Source organism: Peribacillus frigoritolerans (genome assembly GCF_030676415.1).
In the GTDB taxonomy this organism is placed as follows: domain Bacteria; phylum Bacillota; class Bacilli; order Bacillales; family DSM-1321; genus Peribacillus; species Peribacillus frigoritolerans_A.
In genome coordinates this window covers 45,301-57,527 of record NZ_JAUUTW010000022.1, presented here as the reverse complement: position 1 = coordinate 57,527, position 12,227 = coordinate 45,301, and the positions used below count along the sequence as shown (strand labels likewise).

Here is a 12,227-nt window from a genome sequence, read left to right as displayed (position 1 = left end):
CAGTGGAAATTAAGGCGGTGTTTTATAATGAGATTATTTTTTGAAAAAATACTGGGATTGTTCTTTGAAAAAAGGAAACAAAGTAAAAAAGATGGTTTACTCTTAGTTTTCCTATTCGGGCTTCCTATATTAAGTATGGTTGAGTATATCACTGATAGGGACTTATTTTGGTTATCTGACATTGTATTATTTGCAATCATTGTTCTATCGGTATCCATATATTTTGAAGGAAAAAGAAACAGGGAAAATGATCATTAAACTCCGGTTTTTGTTAAACTGACGTTAGGCTAACTGTGGTTGGTTAATCAATAAAGTGAAAATATTGGCATCAATATAACACACATGTCCACTCATTGTATTAAATAAGGAACAATTTTAGTTAGTTGTTAAAAGTGAGTTTAAAATATCGACCTGGGGATGAATAACACGAATGCTAAAGTGGGATTTTATGGGCCTTGGATGTATAGTTTGCGTAGAAACTTTTCCTGGCTATATAAAATAGGCACGTTAGGGAGCTGCTTTGTCAGCTCTTTTTATGGAGCCATAGGGTCTCCAAAGTTCAGAAAAATGATGGACCAAACTAAGGTCGGGTCTTATTTGTTAAGAAACTGTGTAAAATTCTATTAGAAGCTCAGGTGTTATTCCATTAAGGCGCAATTTTTTACTTTGTCTCAGTTTTTATGAGGGTTTATAAAATCACGACCGTCGATTTCCACTTCAAGCACTCGCTTTCCGCGGGCGGTCGGGGAGCCTCCTCGGCGCCTTGCGCCTGCGGGGTCTCCCCTCGACGCGCTTTTCCCGCAGGAGTCTCGCACCTTCCATTCCAATCAACTTTGTTTTGAAATTTTAGGTAAAACCCCTTTTGTCTATAAACTCAGAGCTGCAAAAACAACTCCCTACTTGATTTTCTTTGAATTTGTCTAAAGTCTGGGCGATGCTTTGGCAACTCTTTTTCTTATGGAGCTAAAGGGGCAGGTTCGTATAACAAGAATAGGTGGCTTTACTTTAATGGAGGCAGGATTGAAAGATAAGGCTACTTTGATCAAAAGGTGGATTTGATAGATAATAAAAAATAGTTTGACTTTTTTTACAACTTTGTTTATATTTGGTTTAATACTAACTACCGTTAGTTAGTGAGGGGAGTAGGTGTTAGAAATAAAAAGTAATCTAATGAATTATAGGTTGTAAGCGATTACACTATGTGTTTGTAAAATTTGCATGAAAAGATTTTCATTTAAAACCAGGAGATGATACTTATGAAATATCCACTTACACCAGATGTAAAGCCAGAGTTTTGTACAACGGGAACTTTTATGCGTTTACCTTCTCAAAAGCATGATGCAAAGCTAGCAATTGTAGGTATGCCTTTTGATACAGCAGCTTCTTTTCGGGTGGGCGCCAGGTTTGCTCCTCAAGCCATTCGCCAAGCATCCATGACCCTGTTTCCTTATCATCCGATTCATAAGGTATATCCTTTTGAACAACTGAATGCAATTGATATTGGCGATATCCCTGTTATTCCTCATAATATCCATCGTAGTTATGATTTAATGAAGGAATCCATTAATGAATTAATGTCCAAAGGGGTCATACCTATTGGATTAGGGGGAGATCATTCTGTCACTTTAGCTAGTTTGCGAGCTGCGGCAAAGGTATATGGCCCTGTAGCCATGATTCATTTTGATTCCCATACAGATACTTGGGATACATATTATGAGGAAAAATATTGGCATGGATCTCCTTTTATTCGTGCACACGAAGAAGGTTTGCTGCAGACAGATAAAGTATTTCAAATAGGAATCCGAGGCACGCTAAACCACTCCGGGGATTTACAGGCAAGTCTTGATTTAGGTTATCGTTTGATTACAACAGGTGAACTTTCCGATCGTGGATTTGAAGATGTTTTGAAAGAGATTAGAAAAACTATCGGTAACACACCTTGTTTCTTGACATTTGATATAGATTTCGTTGATCCTTCCTTTGCTCCGGGAACAGGTACACCAGAAGCAGGTGGTTTTAGCAGCTTTGAAACATTAAAAATGATACGTTCCCTAACTGACTTTAACTTTATAGGATATGATGTGGTTGAAGTGCTGCCTTCATATGATCCTAGTCAAATCACTTCACTTTTAGCAGCAACACTTGTACATGAATTTGCTAGCCTTGCAGCATTAAGTGCGAAAGAAAATAATTAATAATCACTTTAATTTAAAAGCAGTCATTACTTTTAATAAAGGAGGTAGCTCTTTGCGATGAAAGGATTACCCGAGCTTAAGCGTTCACTAAATACAAGATATGTTATTGTATTTGGACTTTCCTTTATGGCCCCTGTGACAGTCTTTAGCACATATGGAATCGCCATTGACCGTACCCATGGGATGATTCCGACAGCATACATAATTGCTTTAATTGTCATGCTATTCACTTCATATAGTTACGCAAAAATGGTTCAGGTATATCCCACTACCGGTTCAGCTTATACCTTTGTGCAGAAAGGAATTAATCCACACCTTGGTTTTCTGGTAGGATGGGTAATTTTATTGGATTATCTTTTCAGTCCTATGATCAGTGCTTTACTTTTTGGGATTATGGTGAATGCTTACTTCCCTGGTATTCCTATCATTGTAGCTATTATTTCTTTTATTATTGCTGTGACAACCATTAATATTTTTGGGATTAAGGTTGCTGCAAATGTGAATACCTTTTTGGTAATATTTCAATTTCTTTTTATTATCATTTTCAGCCTGCTTTGCATAAATGGACTTTTAGCAGGAAAAGGTACCGGAGAGTTGTTTTCTAAGGATCCTTTTTTTAGTCCTGACGTGAATTTTAATAATCTACTCTCAATTGTACCTCTATTATGTTTTAGTTTTCTAGGGTTTGATGCGGTTACTACACTAGCTGAAGAAACCAAAAATCCCAAAAAAACACTTCCTAAAGCTATTTATGCTACGACATTAATTGGAGGGTTATTATTTGTTGCATCTACCTATTTTGCACAATCGATTTTCCCGAATTTTAATGATTTTAAGAACCCGGATACAGTTATAGTGGATATCATGATTTATACCGGGGGTAATTTTCTGAATAGTTTGTTTATTTCTGTGGTAGTGACATCTGCAACTGCTTCTGCTATAGCTTCAGGAGGAAGTGGAGCTAGGATTTTATATGCAATGGGGAGAGATAGGGTTCTGCCTAAGAGAATTTTCGGATATGTTTCTCCAAAATTTCAAACGCCCATATTCAATATCTTGATCATTGCTTGTGTTGCTATGAGTGCTGTATTTTTGGATATAGCAACAGCTACTTCTTTCATTAACTTTGGAGCACTGTTTGCTTTTACATTCGTTAATCTTTCTGTGCTTATCCATTATTTTGTGAGACAGAAGCAGAGATCGCCTAAAAGTATCATTTTATATTTACTTCTTCCCTTAATAGGCGCTGGTATTACTATATTGTTTATGACAAAGTTAGATATCCATTCTTTAGTATTAGGAATTACTTGGATGGCAGCAGGGTTCATTTACTTATTGTACTTAACAAAAATGTTTAAGGAACGTCCTCCTGAACTGAATTTTGAAGAGCAAAAAGAAGAATTCGATGTAAAACTAGTGCAATGATCAGTTACTGTTTTATTATTTTGAATGAAAAGAGGTAACTCCTATGGCTATTAAAAAAGCAGATATTGTTCTTTCTAGTGATGCTATTTTCACAGGGCTTACACATGAGCCAACGTCTGGTGCAATTGCTATCTTAGGTGACAAAATAATGAGTGTAGGATCAAAAGCGGAGATTGAACCTTTTATAGGAAGTAAGACAAAAGTATTTAACTATGGAAATCAATTAATTATGCCTGGATTTCATGATTTTCATCTCCACATTATGTTTAGTGCACTAAGTTTAAACAGTGTTAATTTATTTGAAGCCAGGTCAGCTCAAGAAGTAGCTGCAAAAGTACTGGAATTTTCTAAAGATTGTTCTGAGGAAGAATGGATTATAGGTATGCAATGGGACGCAGGTTATTGGCATGATAAACAAGAACCCCATTATAAAATACTTGACTCTGTTATCCCAGATCGTCCTGTCGTTCTTTTTCATGCTGAAGGTCATTATACATGGGTTAACAGTAAAGCTATGGATTTAGCAGGAGTTACCGAGGATATACGTGATCCGGATTTTGGTCGTTATGAAAGAGATAAAGATGGTTTACTTACTGGGATTTTATATGAAGATGCTCAACAAATAGTTTTAAAAGAGGCATTACGGTTAACACAAAATAAAAAAGAAACGATTTTAAAAAAGTTTTTACAATTGTTATCCCAATATGGAATAACTTCTGTAAACGATTTGTATGCTCCAATAGATCACTTTATTCAAGACTATGACCTTTTTCAGAAATTGGATAAGCAAGGAGAATTAACGACTAGATTCCATATCACTCCTGAATTAGATGGCAATTTGGATAAAGCTCAAATACTGAAAAATAAATATGAATCAAGGAAACTTCAATTCTCAGGATTAAAGCAATTTGTTGATGGAACAGTCACGGGTCATACCGCTTACTTCCTAAAACCTTATTCCGATCAATTGGATATCTGCGGTCATCCAGCTCTAAATCCAGATGTATTAATTAATCGAGTTGTTAAAGCAGATGAACTTGGATTTAGAATCAGGTTTCACGCTATTGGAGATGCGGCAATTCGCTTAGCTTTAGACGCTTTTGAAGAGGCTGTACGAAAAAATGGAAAAAGGGACTCAAGGCATGCAATAGAGCATATTGAAGTAATCGATCAGGATGACATTGAACGTTTTTCAAAACTAGGAGTCATTGTCTCTATGCAACCTGATCACATGGCTGCTTCGTCAAGAGAGGTATATTCTTCAATTATAGGTCCTGAAAGGGAAAAAAATGTTTTCCTGACGAAGTCGCTTTTAAATTCAGGTGCCTCTTTAGCTTTAGGAACAGATTTTCCGGTATCTATCTCATTAAATCCAATGCGGCAAATATATACTGCAATTACAAGAGTTGATAGTAGTGGAGATTCAAAAAACACATGGCATCCTGAACAAAAGCTCACTTTGGCAGAGGCCTTGCAAGCATATACATATGGCTCAGCCTATGGATGTTTTAGAGAGCACGAGCTAGGTACAATAGAAGAGGGAAAACTTGCTGATCTGGTGGTTTTAGACAGAAATCTTTTTGATATTCCAGAAAATGAAGTGCTCGAAACTAAAGTGGAACTTACAATAAACGATGGGAAAGTTGTGTATAAAAGCGAAGAAACTTCTTTATCTAGCATATTCTAATTCTCTTATCTTTTAGAGAAACAGAATGATGTTCTAAGGTATCAAATATTTAGTTTAAAAAAGGAAATGAGTTTATAATGATATTAACTAACGTTAGATAGTTTGGGGGCTCATTATGACAAAAAATGAAATTAAGAACATTTCCTTAACACTTTTTACTAAGTACGGATACGAGGGAACTGCTTTATCGGAAATTGCCAAGAGGGTAGGTATACAAAAACCCTCAATCTATAACCATTTCAAAAATAAGGATGACCTTTTCTTGTGTCTGTTTGAAGAAATTCTGGAAGAGCATATACAACAGGTCGAACAATTTGTCGAAGAAATAAATACACTCTCTTCTGAAGAAAAGTTAAAGCACATCCTTCTTGATACTTGTAACTATTATAAAAACCATGAAGATAAAGCAACTTTTTTAAAGAGAGCAATGATTTTTCCGCCGGAGCATTTGAAGCACATATTGAATGAAAAATTCCTTAGATCTGAAAAAACATTTTCCGCTCTCTTACATGCTATCTTTGTAGAAGGAATTGACAAAAAAGAAATACGCCAGGTGAAAATCGAGAACTTAATCATGTCCTATCTCTGTTTGATTGATGGGGTATTCATGGAATTTTCTTATTATGGAAAAGAGGAAATGGAACCTAGAATTCAGAATATATGGGAAAATTTTTGGTATGGACTAAGTGAATGATAAATAAAGGTTAAAAACTATCAAATTGGTATCCTTTACTTGCTATTCCGAGCAAGTTTGTCTACAGTTTTTTAAGGGTTTGTACAATATTTGTCGTTGATTTCCACTCAAAGGCACTCGCTTTCCGCGGGCGGTCCGGGAGCCTCCTCGGCGCCTATGCGCCTGCGGGGTCTCTCCTGGAATCTCTGCCGAGAGTAGTAAGCTGCAAATTTCTATTCGCATAAGTAAAAAGTTCCCCGCCAATCTCATGTTCAAGCGCTTGTATATGTGAAGTTATCGTGGATTGAGTATAACCCAACTTCGAAGCAGCCCTTGCATAACTTCCTATTTCGACAATAGTCTGGAACGTTTTAAGGTGTCTAATTTCCATATCGTTCTCCTTAAGTTGGAAGATGTATCGAAAAAAATGATAATGATTTTTTTAATTTCGATTTTATTTATAGTTATAGTCATCTTACAATAAAGACTGTTCGTTAGGAAATAGTAAATGAAGGTGAGATTATGAGTATAATAGCGTTTCTTTCGTATGTGATGATTACATCGATTACGCCTGGTCCAAGTAACATCTTATTGATGAATGAAGCAAGGAGGTTTGGCTTTTTTGGATCATAGAGGTTCACAAGCGGCATCTTGGCAGGATTTGCAGTATTAGCAGTATTAGGGATCATGAGCGGAGTATTTACAACAAGCCTCTACAATTGGATTCCTATTGTAGAGCCATATTTTAAAATAGCCGGTGCCACATATCTTCTTTACTTAGCTAGGCAGATTAGTATGCCCAAAGGTTCAAAGAAGGAATCCAGAGATGTACAGTCTTCTTTTTTATCAGGTTTCATTCTTCAAATTATCAATGTCAAAAGCATTTTGTTCTATTTAACCGTGTTGAGTGCGTTTATTTTACCGTCTAATGAGTCGCTTAAATTCATAGCTATCTATTTAGCGTTAACCATTTTTCTGGGATGGATGGCATTGCTTCTGTGGTCAGGATTCGGCTCGCTGTTCAAAGATTTTTTTCTAAACATGACAAGTCATTTCGGTTAATTATGTGTTTGTTATTGATATACTCTGCCGGTACAATTTTTCTGTGATTACCCAAAAAGAAACAACAGTAACTCGTGAGCTAAAAGGTTTGGCTGAAGATCGGAGCTGTCTTTAGGTTCTTATTATTACTGTAAGCTTCTTATTTCATAAACAATGACATTAATGCAGGCTTTTTTTCATACGATATATTTGGGGTGAAAAAATGGCAAGAGTAAGTTACCGAAGTTCAGACGTTGACTTAATGGCAAGGATGATGAGAGCTGAAGCCGAAGGTGAAGGACTGCAAGGGATGTTATATGTTGGAAATGTAATTGTTAATCGTCTTAAAGCAAATTGTTTGGACTTTAAAGATTTAAGAACAATTCGACAAGTCATTTTTCATGTACAAGGAGGAAATTATTCTTTTGAAGCTGTTCAAAAAGGTAATGTGTTTTATCAAAGAGCGAGAACTGCTGAAAAAAGATTAGCGAAACAGAATTTGGATTATTGGAGACAACACCCAGGGAAATATGCGCTTTGGTATTTTAATCCATATGCTCCATGCCCTCCAACATGGTATGATCAACCTTTTGCTGGTCAATTTAAAAATCACTGTTATTATGAACCAAAACCTGGAACATGTGCAAGTGTTTATACCGGAGGTTGACTGGGAGCTATTATTTCATTTTAAGGAGCTGATTATCAGCTCCTTTTCTTTTTCAACAATCGGGCACTTCGACAAGGTTTGTAAAATAAGGTAAGATATGGATTGTTGTTTGGGGGATTTTTTAGTGAAGGCTATTATATTTTTTATTGTTGTAACAAGGAACAGCGCTTTTTATTCATTTAAGGTCCGGACTGTGGAACAGCACAATTATTTAGCGTCTTTCCCAGGGCGACGAAAATTCGGCGTAGTACACCTTCCGCTTTTCTGGTTCCGATTCAATATTTTCGATGAAAGCTGTTTTGGCTTCCTCCAGTAACAAGCCCTTTAATTTCCGAAGCTTTTTTGGCCCCACTCCTGGCAACTTATCAGGTATATGTACTTTAAAATCCCCCTGCCGTTTATAAAAGCGAATGCTGCCATGCCCGGTTCTTTCGACTTCCCCCAAGGTATATGCAAATTCAAACCGTTGCTGAATGAATGAAGATAACTCAGGCAGCCCTAAACCTTCATAGAGGGGAGGGAATTCATGATGAACTGGAGGTTCTTTGAACGATATTGAAGAGATCCTCAAATGGATATTCCTCCTTTGGTGGAATAAAGACAAATATACTTTGCCTATAAAAGAGTTATTAAAGTCATAATTACGAACACCTATTCAACCCTTTCATTAAATATTATTGTGCTGGGGGACAATGTTTTAAACATTTTTACAGTGGTCGTGCTTTCCTGTAACTAGGAACAGTGCAGATTTTCATTAGGGCGGCATCAACACGTTTGAAGAGATGGCATCGTGAAGGGGCGTATTTAGTCTGACGGGAGCTTTACTTCAATAAGGGATGTTGCTGAGGCAGCCTTTTTCATTGTTGATGAACCAATACACAATAAATGTGGAATGATTTATACTTGAAGTCATTTCAACTAAACGAAAAAACAATATCTTTTTTATCGAAATATCAATTATTTAAAGTTGATTTGATACAACAAGCTCAGTTGCAGCATCGTTTGGAATTAGTGGAAGCATTTGGGATACGAAAAGGAATGCGTGTATTAGAAATAGGTTGTGGTCAAGGGAATACAACCGTTGCAATAGCAGACTCAGTAGGAGAAAACGGATGTGTAGTGATATTGCTAGTCCCGATTGCGGAGCACCGTTAACATTAGGTCAAGCAACAGAACGTATTAAGAAATCTCCATTAGGAGAACGTATTGACTTTCATTTTAAAATGGATTTTGACTTTTTTGAATCAACTATACCATTTGATGTGGCGGTATTATCGCATGGTTCATGGTATTTCAAGCAACAAGAAGATTTATTGAATTACTTTAAAAAATTAGCAGATTGGCAAAACATATATGTTTTGCAGAATGGGACCTCGATTTTACCTGCATTACGCAACGTGCCCATTTTTGTGCAGTTTCCATTCTGGCATTGTATTCAAACTTCGTAAAGAATGAAGGAAATATCCAAAACTTGTTTCATAAGACTCAAATTCACCAGCTACTCCAGCAAGCAAATTTTGAAGTGGTAAAACAACTACAGTCGATGCAATATCATTACAAGACGGTCAATGGGAAAAAGTTATGCAAATAGTATCCGTGCAAAATTTATTAAAGTTCCTTCCATGATACGAGCGTTGATAACTAGTTATTATGAACTGATGGACAATTCGAATGGAAATGTGAATTCATTAAATAGTTTCATTGTTTGTGCAAAGTAATAAGTTCCTCATTTGAAGAAATGCCTTTTGGTATTTGCATGATTGTGAAGGAATTAATAAGGGTAATGGTTTTTTATGGTAATATAAATTAGAGAAGAAAATAAGGGGGGCTGACTATGGAAGGGTTAGACATATACGATTGGTCAAGATTAATTTTTATTACTTTTATAATTAGTTTAATTGTTATTTCCACTATTTTATTGGTTCAGAGAAAAAGAAACAACATTGTTAATGGATTTACAATTTCTGTCGTTTTGATGATTTCTATAATTGTTTCTGGAATTAACCTAATTATCACGGGATACATAGCTGATGAATTAAATTTAGCAGGAGACATTATTTCTACAAATATGTTTCTTATAATTTTAGGGTTAAGCATACTTAATTCGTTTATTTATTTTAAAAAGAAAAACAGAAATATTAGTGCCGAATAAATAAATTTTGTTCTTAAAGTAACAGGTACTTTACTTCAATAAGGGAGTTGCTTTTGTAGCTCATTTACCGGGATAGGTTAGTTGTAAAAAACAGAATATTGCAAGTTATATATTAATAGGTTCTTGCTTAAATTTCATTTTGCCTAGGGGGATAGAAAATGACACAATCATTGATTTTTGATATGGATGGTACATTATTTCAAACAGATAAAATTTTAGAAATTTCCCTTCAAGAAACGTTTGATCATTTGAGAAATATGAGTTTGTGGGATCAAAAAACGCCCATTGAAAAATATCGAGAAATTATGGGAGTACCTTTACCAGTTGTATGGGAAACCTTATTACCTGAACATTCGAGTGAAATCAGACAACAAGCAAATGAATTATTACACGAGAAATTAATTACTAATATTAATGTAGGTAATGGTGCTTTATATCCATATGTAAAGGAAGTTTTTGGCTATTTAAAAGATAATGATTGTGCAATATACATAGCAAGCAATGGGCAAATAGAATATTTAAATGCAATCGTAAAGTATTATAATTTAAATAATTGGGTTACGGAAACATTTAGTATACAACAAATACAATCTCAAAATAAGTCAGATTTAGTACATACAATAGTAAACAAATATAATGTTGAAAAAGGTGCTGTAATTGGTGATCGATTATCTGATATTAAAGCAGCAAAAGATAATAGTTTAGTTGCTATAGGGTGTAAATTTGATTTTGCTCAAGTAAATGAGCTTGCTCAAGCAGATATAATTATTAACAGCTTAGTTGAATTGAAAACTGTTTTAGTAGATTTAAATGACAATGCAATGAGGTGAAAATTAGGTTTATGGAACTAACGGGGCAGTTTAACTCTATAAAAAATTTGAAGGTAAATCCAATTAGTATAGTCATATGTAACAGATCCTTTTTGTGGTCTTTTTCTTGATCGAAGAATAATTCAGCTGAGGGGTATTGTACCAAATAATTTACATTGCTTTTATTTTTCGAGAAAGTAAAGGTACAATTAGTACTTATATAGTTTAATGATGATAAAAGATAATGAGGTAGGAAAAAAATGATTGCAAAAACAGAAGAAGATTTTAATGGTTTGAAGGAAATTGGCAAAATTATTGCCTCAATTAGAGATGAATTGGTACAAAGAACAATTCCTGGCATAACGACCAAAGAACTTGATGATATAGCCGGGGAACTTTTAGAAAAAGCAGGTGCAGTTTCAGCTCCAAAAAGTGAATATGATTTTCCTGGCTATACTTGCATTAGTCTTAATGAAGAAGTGGCACATGGTATTCCGGGTCATCGGGTTATTCATGAAGGGGATCTAGTAAATATAGATGTATCTGCTTCAAAGAACGGTTATTTCGCAGATACAGGAATCTCATTTGTAGTAGGAGAAGGAGAAGAAGTATTAACGAAAATATGCGATGTTGCTAAAAAGGCATTTGAAGCAGGTCTTAAGAAAGCAAAACCCGGTTCCAAAAAAAGTAGAATCGGAAAAGCAGTATTCGAAACAGCGAGACAGCATGGATTCACTGTTATTAAAAACCTTACAGGACATGGTGTTGGACGTAGAATACACGAAGCACCTGACCATATTTTGAATTATAATGATCCATGGGATAATGAAATATTAAAGGAAGGGATGGTTATCGCATTCGAACCATTTATCTCAACCTTTGAAGAAGAAGTATTCCAAAAAGAAGACGGTTGGACCTATGCTACAGAAAAAAGCTATGTAGCTCAATTGGAACATACGATTATCCTTACTAAAAATGGTCCGATTATTGTCACACTTTAATTCAAGCATAGACGGAAAAGACTCGTATAAATATAAGTAGTTCGCTTACCGTGTAGGAAACTTAAATGGAGTAACTTATCAATTCGTAACACTTTTAAAGAATGTTACTCGTATCTAATAAAAGAAGGATTCGATTGGTGTATCCCACATCCACCCACTTAAATAAGGGAGTTGCTTTGAAGTGAACCCAAAAAGTTAGACACTTTATTTACTTAGGCAGCCTTGAGGGCAACCACAATGCCCCGAAAGTTTACAGCACGGGCCACGTGTACGTGTTGGGCAATATCCACACCAACAACTAGATGTTGAGGCGTAATTCTCTCAATTAGTTGATTTTGTTTGTTTTGCATTTTAAAATTCATAGTAGGGCTTCCTCCTTAAGATTTTGAGTTAGATTGGTCTCTATACTCGTATCTTACTGAGGGGCTCTATTTTTTTCAAACCTGATATTTAACGATCTACAGGAATGCTAACGGGTGCGTTAGTTCATTAAGGAATACATCAATCATTTTTATAAGAATAATCCAATTAAATAGTATAAGGGCATGTTTTGATTAATCTTTTTTCAAAACATGCT

At 35.3% G+C, this 12,227-nt stretch carries 12 protein-coding genes and 3 pseudogenes; 12 read left to right on the top strand and 3 right to left on the bottom strand.

Annotation, left to right across the window (positions count from 1 at the left end):
* Positions 1-27: 27 nt before the first annotated feature.
* From Q8G36_RS19320 to Q8G36_RS19300, 5 genes are all read left to right on the top strand, one after another.
* Positions 28-258, top strand: coding sequence for a hypothetical protein (locus Q8G36_RS19320; RefSeq protein ID WP_305161800.1), 231 nt, complete (start codon positions 28-30; stop codon positions 256-258).
* A gap of 998 nt (positions 259-1,256) precedes the next feature.
* Complete coding sequence (speB, locus tag Q8G36_RS19315; protein ID WP_305161799.1) at positions 1,257-2,195, top strand: agmatinase; 939 nt, start codon at positions 1,257-1,259, stop codon at positions 2,193-2,195.
* Between the two features lie 57 nt (positions 2,196-2,252).
* Entirely contained in the window at positions 2,253-3,620 is a 1,368-nt protein-coding gene (locus tag Q8G36_RS19310) for an APC family permease (RefSeq protein WP_305161798.1), read from the top strand.
* Between the two features lie 43 nt (positions 3,621-3,663).
* A complete protein-coding gene (locus Q8G36_RS19305; protein ID WP_305161797.1) occupies positions 3,664-5,307 on the top strand; it encodes an amidohydrolase in 1,644 nt (547 codons plus the stop codon).
* A 115-nt stretch (positions 5,308-5,422) separates the two neighbouring features.
* On the top strand, positions 5,423-6,001 hold the full coding sequence (locus tag Q8G36_RS19300; RefSeq protein WP_305161796.1) for a TetR/AcrR family transcriptional regulator: 579 nt from the start codon (positions 5,423-5,425) through the stop codon (positions 5,999-6,001).
* Between the two features lie 181 nt (positions 6,002-6,182).
* Here Q8G36_RS19300 and Q8G36_RS19295 read toward each other — a convergent pair.
* A pseudogene (locus Q8G36_RS19295) lies at positions 6,183-6,371 on the bottom strand (LysR family transcriptional regulator); the annotation flags it as partial.
* Positions 6,372-6,502: 131 nt separating this feature from the next.
* Between Q8G36_RS19295 and Q8G36_RS19290 the strand changes: the two are divergent.
* Together Q8G36_RS19290 and Q8G36_RS19285 are read left to right on the top strand one after the other, a co-directional pair.
* Positions 6,503-7,089 (top strand): annotated as a pseudogene (locus Q8G36_RS19290) (LysE family translocator).
* 155 nt (positions 7,090-7,244) lie between these two features.
* Entirely contained in the window at positions 7,245-7,688 is a 444-nt protein-coding gene (locus tag Q8G36_RS19285) for a cell wall hydrolase (RefSeq protein WP_305161795.1), read from the top strand.
* A gap of 211 nt (positions 7,689-7,899) precedes the next feature.
* On the opposite strand, the gene Q8G36_RS19280 is transcribed toward Q8G36_RS19285, so the two are convergent.
* The gene (locus tag Q8G36_RS19280; protein WP_305161794.1) at positions 7,900-8,259 is read right to left on the bottom strand and encodes a hypothetical protein; all 360 of its coding nucleotides are present in this window, start codon (positions 8,257-8,259) and stop codon (positions 7,900-7,902) included.
* A gap of 314 nt (positions 8,260-8,573) precedes the next feature.
* Here Q8G36_RS19280 and Q8G36_RS19275 point away from each other — a divergent pair, with 314 nt between their 5' ends.
* From Q8G36_RS19275 to map, 5 genes are all read left to right on the top strand, one after another.
* Entirely contained in the window at positions 8,574-8,843 is a 270-nt protein-coding gene (locus Q8G36_RS19275) for a class I SAM-dependent methyltransferase (RefSeq protein WP_305161793.1), read from the top strand.
* On the top strand, positions 8,801-9,136 hold the full coding sequence (locus Q8G36_RS19270) for a hypothetical protein (RefSeq protein ID WP_305161792.1): 336 nt from the start codon (positions 8,801-8,803) through the stop codon (positions 9,134-9,136). Before Q8G36_RS19275 ends, Q8G36_RS19270 begins: the two co-directional genes overlap by 43 nt.
* A gap of 386 nt (positions 9,137-9,522) precedes the next feature.
* On the top strand, positions 9,523-9,840 hold the full coding sequence (locus Q8G36_RS19265) for a hypothetical protein (RefSeq protein WP_305161791.1): 318 nt from the start codon (positions 9,523-9,525) through the stop codon (positions 9,838-9,840).
* A gap of 158 nt (positions 9,841-9,998) precedes the next feature.
* Positions 9,999-10,670: an HAD hydrolase-like protein gene (locus tag Q8G36_RS19260; RefSeq protein ID WP_305161790.1), complete on the top strand. Its 672-nt coding sequence runs from the start codon at positions 9,999-10,001 to the stop codon at positions 10,668-10,670.
* A gap of 239 nt (positions 10,671-10,909) precedes the next feature.
* The gene (gene map, locus Q8G36_RS19255; RefSeq protein WP_305161789.1) at positions 10,910-11,650 is read left to right on the top strand and encodes a type I methionyl aminopeptidase; all 741 of its coding nucleotides are present in this window, start codon (positions 10,910-10,912) and stop codon (positions 11,648-11,650) included.
* A 230-nt stretch (positions 11,651-11,880) separates the two neighbouring features.
* Here the strand turns inward: map and Q8G36_RS19250 are convergent.
* Positions 11,881-12,012, bottom strand: a pseudogene (locus tag Q8G36_RS19250) (IS110 family transposase); the annotation flags it as partial.
* Between the last annotated feature and the right edge of the window lie 215 nt (positions 12,013-12,227).